The sequence below is a fragment of the Microbacterium sp. 4NA327F11 genome, from assembly GCF_005503465.1.
Lineage (GTDB): Bacteria > Actinomycetota > Actinomycetes > Actinomycetales > Microbacteriaceae > Microbacterium > Microbacterium ginsengisoli.
Genome location: NZ_SCOB01000003.1, coordinates 184080 through 205808 on the forward strand (window position 1 = coordinate 184080; position 21729 = coordinate 205808).

Here is a 21729-nt window from a genome sequence, read left to right on the forward strand (position 1 = left end):
AGGAGGACGACATGGCGAATGAACGTCAGGCGAGGATCGCCGACCGCATCAAGGTGCTGCTCGCGGAGCGGCTCGACAAGGGGCTGCGCGACCCGCGGCTCGGCTTCGTGACGATCACGGATGTGCGGGTGACGGGCGACCTGCAGCACGCGTCGGTGTTCTACACCGTGCTCGGCGACGAGAAGGCCCGCGAGGACACGGCGGCCGCGCTGCGGTCCGCGACCGGCATGCTGCGCAGCGACGTGGGTCGTCAGCTGGGCATCCGGCTGACGCCGACGCTCGAGTTCATCCTCGACGCGCTGCCGGACTCGGCCGGGCACATCGAGGATCTTCTGCGCGAGGCGCGTGAGCGCGACGAGGCCGTGGCGGGCATCGCCGTCGGCGCTCACTACGCCGGCGAGTCCGACCCCTACGTGAAGCCGCGGGTCGAAGACGACGACGAGGACTGAGCGCGCTCAGCGCGTCTGACGTCGCAGTGACAGCGCGGCGAGCACGACGACACCCAGGGTGAACAGGGCGACGACGCCGAGTTCGCGCAGGGCCGGTCCGGTATCGGTCGAGGTCGCGAGGTCGTGCAGCGCCTGCACGGAGTGCGACATCGGCAGCCAATCGCTGATCGCCCGAAGCACGTCCGGCATGCTGTCGCGCGGCACGATGACGCCGCCCAGGATCACCTGCGGGAACACGATCGCGGGCATGAACTGCACGACCTGGAACTCGGTCGCCGCGAACGCGGATGCCAGCAGGCCGAGCGTCGTGCCGAGAAGCCCGTTGAGGATGGCGGCCACGATCAGCAGTCCGATCGGGCCGGCGATCGTGAGCCCGCACACCCACACCGCGAAGGCGACGGCGATGAGCGCCTGCATCGCGGCGAGCAGCCCGAAGGCGAGAGCGTAGCCGGCGATGACGTCGCCCTTGCCCAGTGGGAGGGTGAGCAGGCGCTCGAGGGTTCCGCTGCGCCGTTCGCGCAGCGTCGCGATGCTCGTCACCAGGAACATGACGGTGAACGGGAACAGGGCGAGCAGCGCCGGTCCCACCTGATCGAACGTGTGGGCGTCGTCGAAGACCCACGCGAGCAGACCGAGCAGCAGCGAGGGGACGAACAGCAGCAGCACGATCGTGCGTGGGTCGTGGCGGATCTGGGTCAGCACCCGGCCTGCGGTCACGAGGGTGAGGAGCGGGTTCATGGGGTGTTCCGTTCGACGAGGGCCAGGAACGCCGCGTCGTGGTCGCTCGTTGCGGTTTCGGCGAGCAGTCCATCGGGCGTGGTGTCGGCGATGAGCCGCCCGTCGTGCAGGAGGAGGAGCCGGTCGCATCGCCGTGCCTCATCCATCACGTGGCTCGAGACGACGACCGTCGTGCCGTCGTCGGCGAGCGACCGGAACAGTGCCCACAGGTCGCGGCGCAGCAGCGGATCCAAGCCGACCGTGGGCTCGTCGAGCACGAGGATGGGCGGGCGGCCGACGAGGGCGATCGCGAGCGACACCCGATTTCGCTGACCTCCCGACAGACGCGAGACGAGCGCTCCGCGGAAGGCGTCGAGATCGACGACCGAGATGGCGGCATCCGCGTCGGCACGGGAGCTGCCGCGCACCCGGGCGAAGTAGCGCACATTCTGCTGCACCGTCAGGTCGTCGTAGATCGCCGAGCTCTGCGCCATATAGCCGATCCGCCCGCGCAGCGGTCGGCTCCCGGCGGGTTGTCCGAGCACAGTCGCGCTGCCTCGGGTGATGCGCTGCGCGCCCACGATCGAGCGGATGAGCGTCGTCTTTCCGCTGCCCGACGGCCCGAGCAGGCCGACGAGCTCGCCGGGTGCGAGTGCGACATCGATGCCATGAAGGATGCGCGTACGACCGCGCCGCACCGCCAGATCGTGTGTGACCACCGCCACCGTGCTGTCCACACCACGACATTCCCACGCGGGGTGGGCGACAGCAATGGGATGCCGCCGGAAGAATGCGGGCGGCAGCACTCTACGCCGGCAGTCGCAGCAGGCCGTCGGGCGTCGTCTCCGCGAGACCGTCGGCGAGCAGGGTGCCGATCGCACGGTCGCGCTGCGCGGCATCCGGCCAGTCGGCGATGACGGCGTCGACGGGCACACCCTCGGGGGCGGCGTCGCGCAGCACCGCCATGACGGCGCCGCGGGCCTGACGGTCGCTTCCCTCATACCGGGCTTGGCGACGGCGGGTGTCGCCGGTGTCGGGGTAGCCCGCCGCGCGCCACGCGCACAGTTCCCGCACGGGGCAGAGGTCGCAGCGGGGCGTACGCGCGGTGCAGACGACAGCGCCCAGCTCCATGGCCGCCGCGTTCACTGTCGCCGCCGCCGCGCGATCCTCCGGAAGGATCGCCGCCATCCGGTCGAGGTCGCTTCTCGCCGGCGGCCCGGGCTGGGACCTTCCGTCGACGGCGCGCGCGAGCACGCGCCGCGTGTTCGTGTCGACGACGGGATGCCTGTCGCCGTACGCGAACACCGCCACGGCGCGAGCCGTGTATTCGCCGATGCCCGTGAGGGCGAGCAGGGCATCGACGTCGCGCGGCACGACGCCGTCGTGCCGGTCGCGGATCTCGACGGCCGCCCGGTGCAGCCACAGCGCTCGCCGCGGATAGCCGAGGTTCGCCCACCGCTGCACCGCCTCCGCGGGCGATGCCGCCGCGAGCGCGGTCGGTGTCGGCCACGTCACGAGCCAGGCCTCGAGCAGCGGGATGACCCGGTTCACGGGTGTCTGCTGCAGCATGAACTCGCTCACCAGCACGCCCCACGCCCCGAACCCCTGCGCCCGCCACGGCAGGTCGCGCGCGTTGCCGCGGTACCAGTCGACGAGGGCGGCGGCGAGGGGGGTCACCGACCCAGCGTAGAAGGTGCGCGGGCGGGGGACGCGGCATCCGTCGCCGTAGGCTGGGGACATGCGCCTGGCCTCCACCCCCGTCGTCGAACTGCAGCGTCAGCTGCGTGACGAGGTGCGGCAGCACTACCCGGCGGGCCGCATCGTGCTGGGGGTCGACGGCATCGACGGGGCAGGCAAGACGACGTTCGCCGACGGCTTCGCCGAGGTGTTCGCCGAAGCGGATGTCGCGGTCTTCCGTGCGTCCCTCGACGACTTCCTCCGCCCGCGGGCCGAGCGCTACGCGCGCGGCCGTGACTCGGCTGTCGGCTTCTACCGCGACACCTACGACATCCCGACCTTCCGCCGGGTGCTGCTCGACCCGTTCCGTGACGGCGCGCGCACGTCGGGTGCGACCGGGTTCCAGCTCGCCGCGTTCGATCACCGCCGCGACGCACCCCTGGAGGCGCGGTGGACGACCGGTCCCGCGGACGCGGTGCTCATCGTCGACGGCATGTTCCTGCAGAGCCCCGAGACGCAGGGCATCTGGAACTGGACGGTGTGGCTGGAGGCGCCGTTCGCGGTCGCCTACGCCCGGGTGTCCAAGCGCGACGGCACCGATCCGGACCCCGACGCCCCTGCGAACGCCCGTTACCGCGGCGGGCAGGAGCTCTACCTGCGCGAGGCGCGGCCGTCGGCGGCGGCCTCGGCGATCGTCGACAACACCGACCCCGCTCGCCCGCTGCGCGCCTACCGGGACTTCTGCTGATGGCCGCCGACGTCGCCTCGCCGTCGGGCATCCTCCTCGTCGACAAGCCGCAGGGCATCACGAGCCACGACGTCGTCTCCCGTGCCCGTCGCGCGCTCGCGACCCGGAAGATCGGTCACGCGGGCACGCTCGACCCCATGGCGACAGGCCTGCTCGTGCTCGGCGTCGGCAGCGCGACCCGACTGCTCACCTACCTCGTCGGGCTCGACAAGACCTATGAGGCGACCATCCGGCTCGGCGAGTCGACCGACAGCGATGATGCCGACGGCGTGCGCACGGCGGTCGCCGATCCGGCGGCGATCGCTGCCGTGACGGATGCCGCGGTGCAGGCCGGGATCGCCCGGCTCACCGGGGAGATCGACCAGGTGCCGAGCACCGTGTCGGCGATCAAGGTCGCCGGTCGTCGCGCCTACGACCTGGCGCGGGCCGGGGAGGAAGTCGTGCTCGCCTCTCGGCGGGTCACGATCTCCCGGTTCGAGGTCATCGCCCTGCGCCGCACGGAGGGCGTCATCGACCTCGACGTCGTGGTGGACTGCTCGAGCGGCACATACATCCGTGCCCTCGCGCGCGACCTCGGCGCCGCCCTTGCGGTGGGCGGGCATCTGACGGCGCTGCGTCGTACCCGCATCGGCTCGTTCGACGTCGCGGATGCGGTATCCGCCGATGACATCGCCCCCGCGCGCCTCGTGCCCGCCGCCGACGTCGCGGCGGCCGTGCTGGGGGCGCTGCCGGTGACGGCCGACGAAGCCCGCGATCTGCGCCACGGAAAGCGGCTCGAGGGGGCGGCCGACCGGCTCGGCGGGGCCGTGCGCGCCGCCATCGCCCCCGACGGGGTGCTCGTCGGCATCGTCGAACGTCGGGGCGCCGACATCAAGAGCGCGATGAACATGCCCGAGGAGGCATCCGCATGATCCTGTGGTTCTCGCTCGTGCAGGTGGCCGTGGCATCCGTTGCTGGTCTGCTGTGTATCGTGCTCGGACTCGTGGGTCGACGGCCGTCCGACCTGTCGGTCGGGTCACTCGCGCTCGTCGAGCTGCTCCTGCTCGCACAGGTCGTGACCGCGCTCATCGCCCCGGCGGTCGGCAACACGCCGAGCGGAAGCGTGCTGGAGTTCTGGGTGTATGCGATCTCGGCGGCTCTCCTGCCGCCTGCCGCCGTCTTCTGGGCACTGTTGGAGCGCAGCCGGTGGAGCACGGTCGTCATGGGCGTCGGAGCGCTCGCCGTCGCGGTGATGGTGTGGCGCATGGAGGTCATCTGGACGCTGCAGGGGTCCTGATGCGAGACGCCGGGCACGTGTCCGGGCCCGAATAGGATGGAGCCGCCATGCCGATCATCTCGTCCGAGCCCGCGTCCGCCCGCACCTCCCGTACCCGTATGACGGGGATCGGTCGCGTGCTGGTCATCGTCTACGGCATCTTGGCGCTCGGGGCGACGGGACGCTCGGTGGTGCAGATCATCCAGGACTTCCAGGCCGCTCCGGTCGCCTATGCGCTCTCTGCCGTCGCCGCGGTCGTCTACATCCTCGCGACGCTCGCCCTCGTGTTCTCGGGGTCGCGAGGCTGGTATCGCGTCGCGTGGATCGCGATTAGCTTCGAGCTCGCCGGCGTGCTCATCGTCGGCACGCTGAGCATCGTCGACCCGGCACTGTTCCAGCATCCGACCGTCTGGTCGATCTACGGCATCGGCTACGTGTTCGTTCCGCTGGTGCTGCCGTTCTTCGGTCTCTGGTGGCTGCGCCGCCACCGTCCCGACGCGGAGCGCGCCTGATGCTCGTGTTCCGTTCGCCCGCCGAGGTGCCGGACGGATTCGGTCCGTCGGTCGTCGCGGTCGGCAAGTTCGACGGTGTGCACGCGGGGCACCGGGCGGTGCTCGATCGTGCCCGAGCGGATGCCGCGGGCACGGCGAAGGTCGTGGCCGTCACCTTCGACCGCAACCCGCTGGCCGTGCTGCGGCCCGACGCCTGCCCGCCGAGCCTCACCGGCGTGCCCCAGAAGCTTGAGCTGCTCGCCGAGACCGGCATCGACGCCGTCCTCGTGCTCACGTTCGACCGTGACCTCGCCGATCTCGAGCCGGAGCGATTCGTCGACGCCGTGCTCGGTCCGCTCGGGATGCGCACGATCCTGGTCGGCGGCGACTTCCGCTTCGGGCGCGGCGGCGTCGGCACCCCGCAACTGCTCGCCGAATTGGGCGCCGCGCGGGGGTTCACCGTCGACGTCATCGACGATGTGCGCGCCCGCGCGGGGGAGCGCCGGGTGTCCTCGACGTGGGTGCGTGAGGCGCTCGCCGACGGCGACATCGCCACGGCGACACGGCTGCTCGGGCGCGCCCCCTCGGTCTGGGGCGAGGTCGTACACGGACTCAAACGAGGTCGCGAACTCGGCTTCCCGACGGCGAACCTCGGCGGCCGCACGGCGGGGGTGGCACCGGCGGACGGCGTGTATGCGGGGTGGCTTCTCGTGCGAGAGCCCGGCGGTGACCACCGTTATCCGGCGGCGATCAGTGTCGGCACGAACCCGACGTTCGACGACGTCGACCAGCGCCAGGTCGAGGCGTATGTCCTCGACGAGCACGGCCTCGACCTCTACGGCGCATCCGTGGAGGTGCAGTTCACGGCGCGCATCCGCGGGATGGTCGCATTCGACGGCATCGATGCGCTCATCGAGCGCATGACGGCGGATGTCGCGGAGGTGCGCGCCATCCTCGCCTGAGCCGCGGTCAGGTGCGCTGCGGATCGCGGATCGCGATCGCGGACACCACCGCGCCGCCGACGGACAGTGCGGCCGCGAGGATCGCGGTGGCGTGGAATCCCGCGACATCGAGGGATCCGCCGGTGACGACGCCGAGCAGTGCCACCGTCACGAGCCCGGCGATCCTCGCGACGGCGTTGTTCACCGCCGAGCCGACGCCGGCGTGATCGGCGCCCGCGGCGCCCAGCACCGCCGAGGTGAGCGGAGCGACGGTGAGGGAGAGCCCCACTCCGAACAGCACCACCGCCGGCAGCACCTGCGTCAGGTAGTCGATCGGTGTGCCGACGGTGAGCAGCAGTATCATCGCCGCCGCGCACACGAGCGGCCCCGCTGCCATGAACCGGCGCGGGCCGAATCGGGAGGCGGCCGCGCCGGCGAACCGGCTCGTGGCGATCATGATCACCGTCGCCGGCAGGGTCGCGATGCCGGCCAGGGTCGCACTGAAGCCGCCGGTCTCCTGCAGGAAGAGCCCCAGCGCGATGCCGTTGAGCGACAGGGCGCCGTAGATCGCGAGCGTGGCCAGATTCCCCGCCCAGAAATTCCGTCTTCGGAACATGCCGAGGGGCAGGAGTGGGTCGGGGGTCGATCGCTCGCGGACGAAGAATCCCGCGAGGGCGATCACCCCGATCGTGAGAGCGCCGGCGACGAGCGGATGCGCCCACCCGAGTCTGGGCTGCTCGATGAAGGCGAGCACGACGCCGCCCAGCCCCAGGGCGCACAGCACCGCTCCCGCGACATCCACCCGGCCGCCGCGTCGTTCGTCGACGAGTCCGCCGCGTGCGAGGAGCACCAGAGCGGCGGCGAGGGGAACCACGTTCACGAGGAACACGGCACGCCACGACAGATGGTCGACGAACAGTCCGCCCAGCACCGGACCGACGAGCGTCGCGGCGGTCGTGAACGCCGTCCACGTGCCGATCGCGCGTCCGCGCGTGTCGTCGTCGAAGTGCGCGGTGATGATCGCGAGCGAACTGGGCACGAGAAGAGCTCCGCCCACGCCCTGCAGCGCGCGTGCGGCGATGAGGAAGACCGGGTCGGGGGAGGCCGCCACGAGCACCGAGGCGACGCCGAACGCCAGGAGACCGATGCGCAGCACGACGACACGTCCGAGGACGTCGCTCAGGGCTCCTGCGGTGAGGATGAACGCACCGAGGGTCAGCAGGTAGGCGTCGACCATCCATTGCTGCGTGACGAGTCCGCCGCCGAGCTCGCGCTCGATCGCCGGCAGGGCGACGTTCACAACGGTGGCGTCGAGGAACGACACTGCCGAGGCGAGCACGGCGATGGCCATCACCGTGCGATCGGACGCGCGTGGGGGGACGCTCACCCGCCCACAGTAGTGCGGGCGAGTCACGCGAGCGCGGCACGCCGTCCGGCGCGGGCGCGGACTGCCGGGTAGGGTCGGACCGTCCCGACTGAAGGAGGTCTCATGCGCTCGTCATCCATCTTCCGCAGTGTCGTGATCGCCGGCCTGGCGATGGCCGTCGGTGTACTGTCTGCCTGCGGGGCGTACGAGCCGGGGGCCTCTTCCTCGTCGGGGGCGACGCCGAGTCCGAACGTGAGCACCATCACGCCCGCTCAGCCCGCCAGCCCATCGCCGATCGAGACGAATACGCCGCAGGCCGGGGACGTCACCCTCCCGGCGTCGTGCACGTCGATCTATTCGGCCGCGATGCTCGCGAGCCTCAACGCGTCGATAGCGCCGATGAACGACAGTGCGGTCACCATGCTCTCCACCCAGATCGTTCCGGCGCTCGAGGTGCTGCAATCGGGAATCCCGACGCTACGGTGCACGTGGGGCGGCCCGAGTGAGAAGGGCATCGCGACGAACGTGTCCATCGTCTCGAGCAGTCAGGCGAGCACGGTGCAGCAGGCCCTCGAGAGCAACGGGTTCGCCTGCACTGCGGCCGATGGCGGCACAGTGTGCGGCATCGAGACGAAGTCGGTGACCCAGCAGGATCAGATCGTCGCGAACGGCGAGGAGCACCTGCTGCGCGGCAACGCCTGGATCTCGACACGTTGGATCACCACCTTCCCCGCCGGCTACACCGCCGACATAGCGGCGACCCTCTGGCAGTAGCACCGCCGATGTGAGTGCGGGCACGGGTCCGACGCTCGGCGCCGATCGGCTAGACTGACCACGGCCCCCGCCGCGCACCGACACTCGTCACACCGTGCGGAAGCGAGGCGCCGCCCGCCCGCCGACATCCGATCTCCACGGATGGCCGCGGCAGCAGTTACCGGTGCTCGACCGTCGCAGGTCGACGCTTTCGGATTCGACGCTCAGGAGGAGCATGCCGACCACGGCAGCCGCTCAGCGGCAACGACGCTCGTCGTCCCGTCGAGACGACGACGCGCCCATCATCCCGATCCTCGCCCGCAAGGTGCGTGAGGTCGAGGCCAAGGCGCAGCGCGGGAAGCTCGGCCCGACCAACCGCGTGAAGTTCCAGGTGATCGCCTTCCTGGTGCGCGAAGAGCGCGCCCGGGTGAAGGCCGACACCGCGCTCGCCACCGATGTGCGCGCCGAACTGCTCAAGCGCCTCGACGGCGTGGCGACGATTCTCGCGAAGACCGCCGCCCGCGACACCTCTCTCATCCAACTGCTCGAGGTCGATCAGGCGACGTCGCCGGTGGCGCGCCGCATGCGCCGCGACTGGCTGCTCGAGTCGGGTGCCGAGCTCGCTCCTGACGAGCTGATCATCACGGATGCCGCCCCCGCCCCGGCCCCGGTCGTTCCGGCCGCGCTCGCCGAGCGTCAGGTGACGCCCGCCCAGGTGGAGTCGCGGCGGTTGTCGAACCCGTTCCTCGCCCCCGATCTGACCTCCCGCCCCGCGGTCGACGCGCCGCGGCGCCGCCTCGACGGCTGGGAGCTGATGGGCCCGCTCTACAAGGCGTTCGAGACGGGTGCCGGCGGCGTATCGGCGTGCATGCCGCTGCCGCCCGTGCCCGAGTTCGACCGGCTCTCACCCAAGGGGCTCGAGGTCATGCCGCACCAGTCGCGGTTCCTCGAGGCCGTGCGCGAGGGGCACCGCACGTTCCTGCTGGCCGATGAGCCCGGCCTCGGCAAGACGGCCGAGTCGGTGCTCGCGGCATCCGTCGCCGGTGCCTATCCGCTGCTGGTCGTCGTGCCCAACGTCGTCAAGATGAACTGGGCGCGCGAGGTGGCCCGCTGGACGCCGCAGCGTCGCGCGACCGTCATCCAGGGCGACGGCGAGGACGTCGACGCCTTCGCCGACGTCTTCATCGTGAACTACGAGATCCTCGATCGTCACCTGTCGTGGCTCAGCGAGCTGGGTCTGCGCGGCATGGTGGTCGACGAGGCGCACTTCATCAAGAACCTCACCTCGCAGCGGTCCCAGAACGTGCTCGCCCTCGCCACCCGCCTGCGCGAGCGCACCACGAACCCGCTGCTGCTCGCGCTCACCGGAACGCCCCTGATCAACGACGTCGAGGACTTCGACGCCATCTGGCGTTTCCTCGGCTGGACCAACGGGCAGAAGCCGGGCACCGAGCTCATGGCGAAGCTCGACGAGACGGGCTTCACGCCCGCCGACAAGGCGTTCTACCCGGAGGCGCGCAGCGCGGTGATCTCGATGGGCATCGTGCGGCGTCTGAAGACGGATGTCGCCGCCGACCTGCCCGACAAGTTGATCGCCGACCTGCCGGTGCAGCTCGACGACGAGTTCGGCCGGTCCATCCGGCAGGCCGAACGGGAGCTCGGCGAGCGCCTCGCTGCGCACTACCGCCGGGTCGTCACGGCCCGCGCCGACCGCCACGGCACCACGGTGCCCCTCGGCGAGGTCGACGAGGACGTCATCCGCATGGTCGCCCAGCACGAGCTCGACGAGTCGAAGGCCGCCGGAACGGGCTCGGAGAACGTCTTCACGATGGTGCGTCGCATCGGGCAGGGCAAGGCCCAGCTCGCCGCCGACTACGCCGCCCAGTTGCAGCGCTCGGTCGGCAAGGTCGTGTTCTTCGCCAAGCACATCGACGTCATGGACCAGGCCGAGGCGCACTTCGCCGCGGCGGGCGTGCGTGCCGTCTCGATCCGCGGCGACCAGACCTCGGTCGCCCGCCAGGAGGCGATCGACGCGTTCAACAACGACCCGGGCGTCGGCATCATCGTGTGCTCGCTGACCGCCGCCGGCGTCGGCGTGAACCTGCAGGCCGCATCCAACGTGGTGCTCGCCGAGCTCAGCTGGACCGCGGCGGAGCAGACGCAGGCGATCGACCGCGTGCACCGCATCGGACAGGACGAGCCGGTCACCGCCTGGCGCATCATCGCCGCCCACACGATCGACGCGAAGATCGCCGAGCTGATCGACTCGAAGCAGTCGCTCGCCCTGCGCGCCCTCGACGGCGTCACGGTCGAGCCCGGGTCGAGCGACTCCGTGCAGCTCGCGGCGCTCATCCACGTGCTGCGCCAGGCGCTCGGCGCCGCCTGACCGCATCTGTGTGCACGGCCCCGGGGCGACCGCATCGGTCGTCTCGGGGCCGTGTGGCACCCACGAGGCATCCGGCGATACAGTCGGGAGGGCAACGTCGCCTGTCTCCCCGGAAGCTCCACACCCGGAAAGCAAGGATCACAGCATGAAGATCGGCATCCTGACCAGCGGCGGCGACTGCCCCGGCCTGAACGCGGTCATCCGCGGCGTCGTGCTCAAGGGCACGACGAACTACAACATCGAGTTCGTGGGCATCCGCGACGGGTGGCGCGGCGTCGTGGACGGCGACTTCTTCCCGCTGACCCGCCACGAGGTGAAGGGTCTGTCGAAGGTCGGCGGCACGATCCTCGGCACGAGCCGCACGAACCCCTACGAGGGCCCCCGGGGCGGTGCCGAGAACATCGCGAAGACGCTCTACGGACACCGCATCGACGGCATCATCGCGATCGGCGGGGAGGGCACCCTCGCCGCCGCCGACCGCCTCTCGAACGACGGCATCAACGTGCTCGGCGTGCCGAAGACGATCGACAACGACCTGCGCGCCACCGACTACTCGTTCGGCTTCGACACCGCCGTCAACATCGCGACCGACGCGATGGACCGCCTGCGCACCACCGGCGACTCGCACCAGCGCTGCATGGTCGCCGAGGTCATGGGGCGCCACGTCGGCTGGATCGCCCTGCACGCCGGCATCGCCGCGGGGGCGCACGTGATCTGCATCCCCGAGGTGCCCATGTCGATCGACGAGGTCTGCGAGCTCGTCAACAAGGCCCACAGCCGCGGGCGCGCCCCGCTGGTCGTCGTGTCCGAGGGGTTCAAGCTCACCGGCATGGAGGAGGCATTCAGCGACAAGGGGCTCGACGCGTTCAACCGCCCCCGACTCGGCGGCATCGGCGAGGTGCTCGCGCCCGAGATCGAGCGCCGCACCGGTATCGAGACCCGCGCGACCGTGCTCGGCCACATCCAGCGCGGCGGCTCGCCGTCGGCGTTCGACCGTGTGCTGGCGACGCGTCTCGGCCTCCACGCGGCCGACGCCGTCGTCGACGGCGCCTGGGGCCAGATGGTGGCCCTGCGCGGCACCGACATCGTGCGCGTGCCGTTCGCCGAGGCGCTCGGTGAGCTCAACACCGTTCCGCAGTACCGCTTCGAAGAGGCTGCCGCGCTCTTCGGGTGAGTGATGACGGGATGCCGCGGCCCGCGGCATCCCGTCACCTCATCGTCTGCTCAGGCGTCGGCCTCGACGGCCGGCGACCGTGGCAGCGCTGGCCGCGGCCGCTGCGCACGTCGAGACAGGTCATCTCGCCGTCACCGGGGGAAAGCTCAAAGGCAGTCCTGTTCTCGGACGATCACCTGTCCTCGCGCTGGGTCGGTCAAGGTCGAGTCCCTGTGCGACTGCGGTGCGAACGGTGTCGATGACCGCTGCCGACTCGAAGAGCAGTTGGCGGTAGTCGAAACGCAGGACGGTGAATCCACGAACCACGAGGCGGGCATCCTGTGCGAGGTCCCGGCGCCGCGCGGCGGCGCCTCCGTGATGCGCGAAGCCGTCGATCTGCACGATGAGGCGACGTCCGATCCGTCCGTCCACGCGATGACCGTCGACGACGGCCTGCTGCACGACGCGGATGCCGGCCTGCCGCATCAGCGAGACGAACACGGTCTCGATCCCTGAGTCGGACAGGCCGGACGCAAGGTCAGCGAGACGCCGAGCGCGGGCACTACGCCACTGCACTCGCCGCAGCGTATCGATGTCGATCCGCCCGTGCCGGACGGCCGATTCCCACACGGCGAGGGCATCCCGTGGAGGCGTGCAGCGCGCGACGTGGAACAGCACGTTCACGAGTGGATCGACGCACTCCCGCGGCCCTACCGGGGCAGGTCCGTTGGCCCGGTGGAGGCGAAGTCCCTCGTCGTCAAGGCGTGACGCATGGGACGAGACCGCGATGTGGGTGTCGTCGTGATCGGGCGTCCAGAGTCCGAGGAGTGAGGCGGCGCTCACACAGGTCAGGCGCCCGCTCACCTGCGCGGCAGCGAGGCGGCGCGGGTCCGCATCGGGCGCGACCAACCATGATCGACGTACGCGGCGCGCGGCGCCCGCCGCCACTGCAGTGCGTACCGTGTGCTCGGAGAATCCGGCGTCCCGCGCCGCGCTGCTGTGCGCGGTCCCGCCTCGGTCGGTGAGCCATTGGGTGAAATCGAGGGTCACCCGTCGATGGTGGCGGTGTCGACTGTTCTCGCGCGGCACCTCGCGATGTTCGGTGTGTACGCGCGCTCGCGCCGCCGGTGGGGAGGACGCACGGCGGGCGAGCCGTCTCGCCGCACCAGGAGTTCTCGCGCGAACAGGTGAATCCGCGCGCTTTCGCCCTGCGTCCGCGCGAACTCCTGTTGTCGGGCACCACGGAACCAACACCGTTCCGCAGTACCGCTTCGAAGAGGCTGCCGCGCTCTTCGGGTGAGTGATGACGGGATGCCGCGGCCCGCGGCATCCCGTCACCTCATCGTCTGCTCAGGCGTCGGCCTCGGCGCCCGACGGAACCCCGTCGCCGAGCACGTCGAGCAGCCACGCCAGTTCGAACGCCCGCTCACGCCAGGCGCTGTAGCGCCCCGAGACGCCGCCGTGGCCGGCGACCATCTCGCAGCGAAGCAGCGCGTCGGCGCCGACCTCGCGCAGGCGCGCCACCCACTTGGCAGGCTCGACGTACAGCACGCGGGTGTCGTTGAACGAGGTGACCGCGAGGATGCGCGGGTACCTCACGCCTTCGCGCACGTTCTCGTAGGGCGTGTAGGACTTCATGTACGCATACACGTCGGCGTCGTGCAGCGGGTCGCCCCACTCGTCCCATTCGATGACGGTGAGCGGGAGCGACGGGTCGAGGATCGTCGTCAGCGCGTCGACGAACGGCACATCGGCGAGCACACCGGCGAACAGCTCGGGGGCGAGGTTCGCGATCGCTCCCATGAGCAGGCCGCCGGCGCTGCCGCCCTCGGCGACGAGGTGCTCGGGTCGGGTGTAGCCCGCGTCGACCAGGTGACGGGCGACATCCACGAAATCGGTGAACGTGTTGCGCTTGTGCAGCAGCTTGCCGTCCTCGTACCACTGGCGGCCCATCTCGCCCCCGCCGCGCACATGGGCGATAGCGAAGACGACGCCCCGGTCGAGCAGCGACAGGCGTGGCACCGAGAACCCGGGGTCGATCGTCGCCTCGTACGACCCGTAGCCATACAGGTGCACCGGGCGCGGTGCGGCGCCGGGCTCGCCGAACGACCGCTTCCACACGAGCGAGACCGGCACCTGCACGCCGTCGGTCGCCGTCACCCACAGGCGGCGCTGCGCGTAGTCGCCGGGGTCGTAGCCGCCGAGCACGGGCTGCTGCTTGCGCAACGCCAGCGTGCGCGTGGCGACGTCGTAGTCGTATACGGTGCTCGGGGTCACGAATGAGCCGTAGCCGAGGCGCACGAGCGGCGGCGCCCACTCCGGGTTGCCGGCGGTGCCGACCGAGTAGAGCGGCTCGTCGAACGCGAGCTCGTCGACGGCGGCGGTCGCATAGTCGAGCACGCCGAGGCGGGCGAGCCCGTCGCGGCGGTAGCCGACGACGGCCCAGTCGCGGAACGTCGAGACGCCGAGGAGCCGCCGCCCCGGCTCATGGGGGAGCACCGCGGTGCGCGGTCCCGCAGGATCGGACGCCGCGACCCGCACGAGCTCGAAGTCGAGCGCACCGTCGTTGTGGAGCACATAGAGCACGTCCTCGCCGTCGACGACCGCGTGGGACGAGTCGTACTCGACCCCCTCGCGCCGCGGCCACACGACGCGGGGCTGCGCGGTCAGGTCGTCGGCCGGCACGAGCCATTCCTCGCTCGTGATCGACGAGCCGAGCCCGATCACCAGGAAGCGGTCGCTGCGGGTGAAGCCCGCGTCGACCCAGAACCGTTCGTCGGGCTCGTGGAACAGACGACGGTCGGATGCGGCATCCGCACCGATCTCGTGCAGCCAGACGGTGTCGGGGCGCCATGCGTCGTCCACCGTCGTGTAGACGATGTGGCGTCCGTCGGGGGAGAGGGTGGCGCCGGCGAACGTGCCCTCGATGACGTCGGGAAGTGTCTCGTCGGTGTCGAGGTCGCGCACCCGCAGCGTGTAGCGCTCGTCGCCCTCGACGTCGACGCCGTAGAGCAGCAGCCGGCCGTCGGTGGAGACCTCGAACGTGCCGAGGGAGAAGAACTCCTGGCCGTCGGCCTCGAGGTTGCCGTCGAGCAGGATCTGCTCGCCGACGACGGGCTCGCCCGGCTCGAGCGCGGGCGGGGTCCAGTCGTCGGGCGAACCGATCGGGGCGCGGCACTGGATGCCGTACTGCTTGCCTTCCTCGGTGCGCGCGTAGTACCACCACGCGCCGCGTCGCGTCGGCACCGAGAGGTCGGTCTCGAGCACGCGCCCCTTGATCTCCTCGAAGATGCGCTCCTGCACCGGCGCGAGCTGGGCGGTGCGCGACTCCGTGTAGCGGTTCTCCGCCTCGAGGTGGGCGACGACCTGGGTGTCGTCCTTGGCGCGCAGCCATTCATACGGATCGTCCACCGCATCACCGTGGTGGGTGCGCACGTGGGTGCGACGGGGGGCGACGGGGGGAACGGATGCCGCGGCAGCGGCGGACGCATCGGTCACCCTGCCCACGGTATCCCAGCCCGCCGCGCCCGCGGCCGACCGCGCGTCGGTCGCCGTGCGTACGCTGGGGGCATGAGCTCCGTCTCCCTCGGTCAGTATCCGCCGGCGCTGCGCACGCTCATCCATCTCAGCGACACGCACTTCCTCGCCGGCAACCGTCCTCTCGGCGGCCGGTATGACACGTCAGCGAACCTCACCGCGACCCTCGCGCGCATCGACGCGATGCGCATCGCGCCGGACGCGATCGTGATCACGGGCGACCTCACCGACCTCGGCGAGCCCGAGGCGTATGCGTCGCTGCGAGCGGTCGTCGAACCGTTCGCCGCGCGCCTGGCCGCCCCCGTCGTGTGGGTCGCGGGCAACCACGACGAACGACCGGCGCTGCGTGCGGGGCTGCTCGACGCCGCGCCCACGGAGGAGCCGGTGACGGGCGTCTGGGACCTCGGCGGCCTCCGGCTCATCGCGCTCGACTCCACCGTGCCCGGGTGGCACCACGGCGAGCTCGGCGACGCGCAGCTCTCCTGGCTGCGCGATCTGCTCGCGCACCCCGCGCCGCTCGGCACCCTGCTCGCCTTCCACCATCCGCCGCTGCCGAGCCACGTTCCGCTGTTCGACATCCTGGAGCTCCGCGACCAGCCGGCGCTCGCCGAGGTGGTCGCCGGAACGGATGTGCGCGGCATCCTCGCCGGGCATCTGCATTATTCGACGCACGGCACGTTCGCGGGTGTGCCCGTGAGCGTGGCCGCGGCGACCTGTTACACGATGGATCTCGCCGCTCCGGCGGCGAAGGTGAACGGTATGGACGCCGGGCAGTCGTTCCACCTCGTGCACGTCTACGCCGACACGATCACCCACTCGGTCGTGCCGGTCGCCGGGGCCGAGGCCGTCGACTACTTTGACGAGGCATGGCTCGAACGCATGGCCGCGCTCGATCCCGCGCAACGCCTGGAGCAGTTCTCCCGCAAGCGCTGAGCGCGCGATTAGGCTCGAGGCATCCACCTTCAGCCGTGATCACACCCACAAGGACACCCCATGGCAACCGATGCAACGACGCATACCCACACCCGCACCGAGACGGACTCGCTGGGATCGATGGAGATCCCCGGCCACGCCTACTGGGGCATCCACACCGCGCGCGCTCTCGAGAACTTCCCCGTCGCGAAGCGCCCCATCTCCGTCTACCCGGACCTCGTCACGGCGCTCGCGATGGTGAAGCAGGCCTCGGCGCGCGCGAACGCCGACATCGGGGTGCTCGATCCGGCCAAGGCCGACCTGATCGACCGCGCTGCGCAGCGGGTCATCGACGGCGACTTCCACGACCAGTTCGTCGTCGGTGTGATCCAGGGCGGCGCGGGCACGTCGACGAACATGAACGCGAACGAGGTCATCACCAACATCGCGCTCGAACTCGCGGGTCGTGAGCGCGGCGACTACGCGTTCCTGTCGCCCATCGACGACACCAATCGCAGTCAGTCGACGAACGACGTCTACCCGACGGCGGTGAAGATCGGTCTCTCGCTGACGCTCCGAAGCCTCCTCGACGAGCTGGCCAACCTGCGGCAGTCGTTCCTCGACAAGGCCGTGGAGTTCCACGATGTGCTGAAGGTCGGCCGCACTCAGCTGCAGGACGCAGTGCCGATGACGCTCGGGCAGGAGTTCCACGGCTTCGCCACGACCCTCGGCGAGGACTACAACCGACTCCGCGAGAACGCGTTCCTCATGTACGAGATCAACATGGGCGCGACGGCGATCGGCACGGGCATCACGACCCATCCCGGGTATGCGGCGGCGGTGCTCCACCACCTGCGTGAGATCACCGGCCTCGACCTCGCGACCGCCGACGACCTCGTCGAGTCCACGAGCGACACGGGCGCCTTCATGTCGTTCTCCGCGTCACTCAAGCGCAACGCGGTGAAGCTCTCGAAGATCTGCAACGACCTGCGTCTGCTCTCTTCAGGTCCGCAGGCCGGACTCGGCGAGATCAACCTGCCCGCGCGGCAGGCCGGCTCGAGCATCATGCCGGGCAAGGTGAACCCCGTGATCCCCGAGGTCGTGAATCAGGTCGCCTTCTCCGTCGTCGGCGCCGATATGACGGTCACGATGGCGGTCGAGGCGGGGCAGCTGCAGCTGAACGCCTTCGAACCCGTCATCGCGCACTCGATCTTCCAGTCGCTCACGTGGATGCGTCAGGCGATGTGGACGCTGCGCGTCAACTGCGTCGAGGGCATCACCGCGAACCGCGACCGCCTCGGTGCGATGGTCGGTGCCTCTGTGGGCGTGATCACTGCGCTCACGCCGTACATCGGCTACGCGGCCGCGGCGGCGCTCGCGAAGACGGCACTCATGACAGGGCGCAACGTCGCCGACCTCGTCGTCGAGGCGGGACTGATGTCGCGCGACGAGGTGACCAAGCAGCTGTCGCCCGCCCGCCTGTCGGGGCTGCAGACGATCACCGCCGCGATCCCCGTCATCGCGCCCGAGGACGCGCCGGTTCCGCCCGTCGGCTGACTCGACGTCGTGCCTCTTTCGGCTAACACTCAGGAACCGATATCGTCGCGGTAGCGTCACGCAGTGGCGCTCTTGTATCGACCCTGAGAGGGATCCCATGTCCGAACCGCAGTACGCCCCGCCGCCCCCGCCGGCTCCCGCCGCCGCCGTCGAGCAGCCGGGCCGCACGCTCGGCATCGTCGCCATCGTGTTCGCGATCATCATGCCCGTGGTCGGCCTGATCCTTGCGATCGTTGCAAAGGTGCAGTCCAAGCGCGCCGGTGTGAAGAACACGCCCTCCACCGTGGCGCTGACGTTGAGCATCATCTTCATCGTGCTCGGCATCATCGTGGCCATCATCGTCGCGGCGGTCGGTGCGGCCGCCGCCGCCGCGCTGCTCCAGCAGTGCGCGACGCTCGGCACGGGCATCCACGATGTCAACGGTGTGACCATCACCTGCAACTGACACCGCATCGACGAACGGCCGGCCCCCTCGGGGTCGGCCGTTCGTCGTGTGGGAGCGGTTCCCGCGTCAGTCGGTCATGCGGCAATGCGTCGTGAGCGCGCCGATGCCGTCGATGCCGACCGTGACAGTGGAGCGATCGCGCAGGAAGATCTGCGGATCGCGCGAGTAGCCGGCGCCACCCGGCGAACCGGTCGAGATGAGCGTTCCGGGAAGCAGCGTCACGGACTGCGAGAGCTGGGCGATGAGGGTCGCGACCGACCGCACCATCTGCCCGGTCGAGGCGTCCTGCACGGTTGTGCCGTCGACGATCGTCCAGATGTGGAGGTCCTGCGGGTCGGGGATCTCGTCGCGGGTGACCGCGTAGGGGCCGGTGGGGGTGAAGCCGTCGAACGACTTGCACCGGCTCCACTGGGCCTCCGAGAACTGGATGTCCCGGGCCGTGATGTCGTTGACGACCGTGTACCCCCACACATGGTCGAGGGCGTCTGCGGCAGCGACGTCCTTCGCGTGCCGGCCGATGATGACACCGAGTTCGGCCTCGTAGTCGACCGACTCGCTGAGCGACCGGGGCCAGGAGGTCGTCTGCTCGTGTCCCGCGAGGGAGTTGGGCCAGAGCACGAACACCGTGGGCGTGGCATCCGTCTTCAATCCGAGTTCGCCCGAGTGGGCGGCGTAGTTCAGGCCGACCGCGAGGATGACCGGCGGATCGTCGACCGCGGATGCGAACGCCACGCCCTCGAGCGAGGTCGCCGGCGCGGCCGGCGCCGCGGCGGCGATGCGGGCGAGCACGTCATCGCCGCCGGCGACGAGCTCGGACAGGCGGGCGGGGGCGCCGGGGAACAGCTCGTCGACGTAGACGGCGTCATCCTCCCGCACGAGTACGAGTCGGGGCTCCGTCGCCGCCGGGTGGAGCACGTGGGCGAAACGCATCTCTCCAGGCTAGTGCGGTCCCGCCTCTAGGCTGAGGCGATGGGGGATGCCGGCGGCGATCAGAATGACCGAAACCTGACCGAGGCCATGCCGCCCGTGGGGTCGAAGCGTCCCTAGCGTCGACGACGTCGCCGCTCGAGCAGAGCTGTTCGCGACGTGAGCGCATCCGATCCGGTGCCCCGCACAGACTCAGCGCCCGGTGCCGCGGCGATGCCTGCGTGTCTCCCGAGCGCTGAGTAGGTCTGGTGTCAGGATGCCCCGAGTCGCCGGACCTGTCAAGGGTGGGCCGATATGTCACACCCGCGCGCCGCGGCGTCGCGCGTGCTTGGATGGAGTCATGACTGACAACCGCACCAAGCCCGAGATCGACGCCCCTGAGGGTGACGCCCCGAGCGACCTCGTCATCCGCGACCTGATCGTCGGTGACGGGGCGGAGGCCAAGCCCGGCGACACCGTGACCGTCCACTACGTCGGTGTCGAGTTCACCTCCGGTGAGGAGTTCGACTCCTCGTGGGGTCGTGGCGAGAGCATCCAGTTCCCGCTGCGTGGCCTCATCCAGGGCTGGCAGGACGGCATCCCCGGCATGAAGGTCGGCGGACGGCGCGAGCTGGTCATCCCGCCGCACCTCGCGTACGGTCCCGCCGGTGGGCACTTCCTCGGCGGCAAGACCCTCATCTTCGTGATCGACCTGCTCGCCGTCGCCTGACTCGACCCGAGACATCCGGATGCCTCGTCCCCACGCGGGGGCGGGGCATTCGTCGTGTCAGCGGCCGTCATCTGTTCCGGCGGCCGTCATCAGGAATTTTCCATTCTTGGGAATGCATGTTGCAGGATGGTGGTTGCACCCGCCAGACATCGCGATCCGCGCGACCATCCACATGGAGATGACATGACCGACACGACGCTCGAACTCCCCGGCTACAAGGCCGGCACCTGGGTCCTCGACCCCTCGCACAGCGAGGTCACCTTCTCGGTGCGCCACATGATGATCTCGAAGGTGCGCGGCACCTTCGGCGTCAAGGCCGCCACCATCGAGGCTCCGGAGAACCCGCTCGAGGCGAAGGTCACCGCCACCGTCGACGTCACCTCGATCGACACCAAGGACGAGGGTCGCGACCAGCACCTTCGCAGCGCCGACTTCTTCGACACCGAGACCTACCCGACGATCGAGTTCGTCTCCACCGGCGTGCGCCTCGAGGGCGACAAGTTCCTCGTCGACGGCGACCTGACGATCCGCGGCATCACCAAGCCGGTCACGTTCGACTTCGACTTCGGCGGCTTCGGCAACGACCCGTGGGGCAACTACAAGGCCGGCGCGACCGCCAAGACGGTCATCAACCGCGAGGACTTCGGCCTCACCTGGAACGCCGCCCTCGAGACCGGCGGCGTGCTCGTCGGCAAGGACGTCACCATCGAGCTCGACCTGCAGGGCTCGCTGCAGGCCTGATCGCCTTCCCGTGGACGGGGTGGATGCCGCGGCATCCACCCCGTTCGTCGTTCAGCGTCGCAGGCGCAGCCGGTTCTGGGCGAGCAGGATGCCGAGGAAGACGATGAGTGCCCCGACGGGCTCCTGCCACGAGACGCCCTCGCCGAGCACGATTACGCCGAGCACGACGCCGACGACGGGCGTGATGTAGGTGACGGTCGATGAGCGGGTCGGGCCCCAGGCGCGAACGGTGTTCTGGTTCCAGACGTAGGCGACGCCCGTGCCGAGGAACCCGAGCAGCAGCATGCTGCCGACGACCCACACGTCGAGGGTGATCGGGGTGAGCGCGACGACCGGGGTGAGGAGCAGCATGATGACCGCTCCGAGCCCGATGTTGAGCAGCGAGAACACGAGCGCGGACATGCCGGTGTTCGCGACGAAGCGGCGCATGTACGCGAGGCTGAATCCGTAGCAGGCGGTCGCACCGAGCAGTGCGAGCTGCGCGACGATGTCATGGCCGAGGTCGAGCCCCTGCCAGGGGCCGATGATGACGACCACGCCGAGGATGCCGACCCCGATGCCGACCAGCTGCACGGGCTTGAGACGCTCTACGCGGAACAGGAGCCCCGCCATGATCGCGGTCATGATCGGCGTCGTCGCGTTGTAGATGCTGCCGAGCCCGCTGCTGACGTGCTGCTCGGCCCACGCGAACAGCACGTAGGGGGCGACGCAGAAGGTCACAGCGAGCACGAGCATGTGGCCCCACACGCGTCCGAATGCCGGCAGCCTCTCTCGGCGCCACAGCACGATGGCGGCGAGGGCGAGTGCACCGAGCACGAGACGGCTCCACACGATCTGCATCGGCGACAGGCCGGTGAGTCCGACTTTCATGAACAGGAAGCTGGCGCCCCAGACGATGCCGGTGAGGACGAACTGCACGGTCGTCGACGCGGCGCGGGTGGGGGCCGGGCTGGGGGGAGCGGTGG

The 21729-nt window shown here is 70.3% G+C and carries 22 protein-coding genes; 14 read left to right on the top strand and 8 right to left on the bottom strand.

Translation table 11 applies throughout. The features are described 5' to 3' along the window. The first annotated feature begins 11 nt into the window (after positions 1 to 11). Positions 12 to 449, top strand: a complete 438-nt coding sequence (rbfA, locus tag FFS51_RS03590) for a 30S ribosome-binding factor RbfA (RefSeq protein ID WP_045246132.1) — start codon at positions 12 to 14, stop codon at positions 447 to 449. A 6-nt stretch (positions 450 to 455) separates the two neighbouring features. Here the strand turns inward: rbfA and FFS51_RS03595 are convergent, their stop codons facing one another. The 3 genes from FFS51_RS03595 to FFS51_RS03605 form a co-directional block, all read right to left on the bottom strand. Continuing rightward, positions 456 to 1187, bottom strand: a complete 732-nt coding sequence (locus FFS51_RS03595; RefSeq protein ID WP_137877549.1) for an ABC transporter permease — start codon at positions 1185 to 1187, stop codon at positions 456 to 458. Next, on the bottom strand, positions 1184 to 1903 hold the full coding sequence (locus tag FFS51_RS03600; RefSeq protein WP_249352643.1) for an ABC transporter ATP-binding protein: 720 nt from the start codon (positions 1901 to 1903) through the stop codon (positions 1184 to 1186). The genes FFS51_RS03595 and FFS51_RS03600 overlap by 4 nt, the downstream gene beginning before the upstream one ends. A 70-nt stretch (positions 1904 to 1973) precedes the next feature. Beyond that, positions 1974 to 2843, bottom strand: a complete 870-nt coding sequence (locus FFS51_RS03605) for an iron-sulfur binding domain-containing protein (RefSeq protein WP_137877576.1) — start codon at positions 2841 to 2843, stop codon at positions 1974 to 1976. Positions 2844 to 2904: 61 nt separating this feature from the next. Between FFS51_RS03605 and FFS51_RS03610 the strand changes: the two genes are divergently transcribed. The 5 genes from FFS51_RS03610 to FFS51_RS03630 are packed head-to-tail and all read left to right on the top strand — an operon-like array spanning position 2905 to position 6299. Further along, complete coding sequence (locus tag FFS51_RS03610) at positions 2905 to 3591, top strand: nucleoside/nucleotide kinase family protein (RefSeq protein ID WP_137877551.1); 687 nt, start codon at positions 2905 to 2907, stop codon at positions 3589 to 3591. Beyond that, entirely contained in the window at positions 3591 to 4502 is a 912-nt protein-coding gene (truB, locus tag FFS51_RS03615) for a tRNA pseudouridine(55) synthase TruB (protein ID WP_137877552.1), read from the top strand. Before FFS51_RS03610 ends, truB begins: the two co-directional genes overlap by 1 nt. Next, positions 4499 to 4867, top strand: coding sequence for a hypothetical protein (locus FFS51_RS03620; protein ID WP_045246144.1), 369 nt, complete (start codon positions 4499 to 4501; stop codon positions 4865 to 4867). The genes truB and FFS51_RS03620 overlap by 4 nt, the downstream gene beginning before the upstream one ends. Positions 4868 to 4914: 47 nt before the next feature. Next, positions 4915 to 5358, top strand: a complete 444-nt coding sequence (locus FFS51_RS03625; protein WP_045246146.1) for a membrane protein — start codon at positions 4915 to 4917, stop codon at positions 5356 to 5358. Continuing rightward, a complete protein-coding gene (locus FFS51_RS03630; RefSeq protein ID WP_137877553.1) occupies positions 5358 to 6299 on the top strand; it encodes a bifunctional riboflavin kinase/FAD synthetase in 942 nt (313 codons plus the stop codon). Before FFS51_RS03625 ends, FFS51_RS03630 begins: the two co-directional genes overlap by 1 nt. A gap of 7 nt (positions 6300 to 6306) precedes the next feature. Here FFS51_RS03630 and FFS51_RS03635 read toward each other — a convergent pair whose 3' ends face one another. Next, entirely contained in the window at positions 6307 to 7665 is a 1359-nt protein-coding gene (locus FFS51_RS03635) for an MFS transporter (RefSeq protein WP_249352644.1), read from the bottom strand. A 102-nt stretch (positions 7666 to 7767) separates the two neighbouring features. On the opposite strand from FFS51_RS03635, the gene FFS51_RS03640 reads away from it, so the two are divergent. From FFS51_RS03640 to FFS51_RS03650, 3 genes are all read left to right on the top strand, one after another. Continuing rightward, positions 7768 to 8418 carry a hypothetical protein gene (locus FFS51_RS03640; RefSeq protein WP_137877554.1) on the top strand — a complete coding sequence of 217 codons (651 nt, stop codon included), beginning with the start codon at positions 7768 to 7770 and terminating at the stop codon, positions 8416 to 8418. A 214-nt stretch (positions 8419 to 8632) separates the two neighbouring features. Further along, positions 8633 to 10783 carry a DEAD/DEAH box helicase gene (locus FFS51_RS03645; RefSeq protein ID WP_137877555.1) on the top strand — a complete coding sequence of 717 codons (2151 nt, stop codon included), beginning with the start codon at positions 8633 to 8635 and terminating at the stop codon, positions 10781 to 10783. 145 nt (positions 10784 to 10928) lie between these two features. Beyond that, positions 10929 to 11957 carry a 6-phosphofructokinase gene (locus tag FFS51_RS03650; RefSeq protein WP_045246155.1) on the top strand — a complete coding sequence of 343 codons (1029 nt, stop codon included), beginning with the start codon at positions 10929 to 10931 and terminating at the stop codon, positions 11955 to 11957. A 120-nt stretch (positions 11958 to 12077) separates the two neighbouring features. Here the strand turns inward: FFS51_RS03650 and FFS51_RS03655 are convergent, their stop codons facing one another. Both FFS51_RS03655 and FFS51_RS03660 read right to left on the bottom strand, forming a co-directional pair. Beyond that, positions 12078 to 12986 (bottom strand): endonuclease domain-containing protein, encoded by a 909-nt coding sequence (locus tag FFS51_RS03655; RefSeq protein WP_137877556.1) that lies wholly within the window; start codon positions 12984 to 12986, stop codon positions 12078 to 12080. A gap of 300 nt (positions 12987 to 13286) precedes the next feature. Then, the gene (locus FFS51_RS03660; RefSeq protein WP_249352645.1) at positions 13287 to 15434 is read right to left on the bottom strand and encodes a S9 family peptidase; all 2148 of its coding nucleotides are present in this window, start codon (positions 15432 to 15434) and stop codon (positions 13287 to 13289) included. A 72-nt stretch (positions 15435 to 15506) separates the two neighbouring features. Between FFS51_RS03660 and FFS51_RS03665 the strand changes: the two genes are divergently transcribed. The 3 genes from FFS51_RS03665 (at position 15507) to FFS51_RS03675 (ending at position 18387) form a co-directional block, all read left to right on the top strand. Next, positions 15507 to 16406 carry a phosphodiesterase gene (locus FFS51_RS03665; protein ID WP_137877558.1) on the top strand — a complete coding sequence of 300 codons (900 nt, stop codon included), beginning with the start codon at positions 15507 to 15509 and terminating at the stop codon, positions 16404 to 16406. A 60-nt stretch (positions 16407 to 16466) separates the two neighbouring features. Then, entirely contained in the window at positions 16467 to 17942 is a 1476-nt protein-coding gene (locus tag FFS51_RS03670; protein ID WP_045246163.1) for an aspartate ammonia-lyase, read from the top strand. Positions 17943 to 18039: 97 nt separating this feature from the next. Further along, positions 18040 to 18387 carry a hypothetical protein gene (locus FFS51_RS03675; protein ID WP_045246165.1) on the top strand — a complete coding sequence of 116 codons (348 nt, stop codon included), beginning with the start codon at positions 18040 to 18042 and terminating at the stop codon, positions 18385 to 18387. Between the two features lie 66 nt (positions 18388 to 18453). Here the strand turns inward: FFS51_RS03675 and FFS51_RS03680 are convergent, their stop codons facing one another. Continuing rightward, positions 18454 to 19317 (bottom strand): fumarylacetoacetate hydrolase family protein, encoded by an 864-nt coding sequence (locus tag FFS51_RS03680; RefSeq protein ID WP_137877559.1) that lies wholly within the window; start codon positions 19315 to 19317, stop codon positions 18454 to 18456. A gap of 337 nt (positions 19318 to 19654) precedes the next feature. Between FFS51_RS03680 and FFS51_RS03685 the strand changes: the two genes are divergently transcribed. Together FFS51_RS03685 and FFS51_RS03690 are read left to right on the top strand one after the other, a co-directional pair. Beyond that, the gene (locus FFS51_RS03685) at positions 19655 to 20023 is read left to right on the top strand and encodes an FKBP-type peptidyl-prolyl cis-trans isomerase (RefSeq protein ID WP_045246168.1); all 369 of its coding nucleotides are present in this window, start codon (positions 19655 to 19657) and stop codon (positions 20021 to 20023) included. 183 nt (positions 20024 to 20206) lie between these two features. Then, positions 20207 to 20764, top strand: a complete 558-nt coding sequence (locus FFS51_RS03690) for a YceI family protein (RefSeq protein WP_045246170.1) — start codon at positions 20207 to 20209, stop codon at positions 20762 to 20764. Positions 20765 to 20815: 51 nt separating this feature from the next. Here the strand turns inward: FFS51_RS03690 and FFS51_RS03695 are convergent. After that, the coding region (locus FFS51_RS03695; protein ID WP_502704732.1) for a DMT family transporter at positions 20816 to 21729 on the bottom strand (914 nt) is incomplete at its 5' end.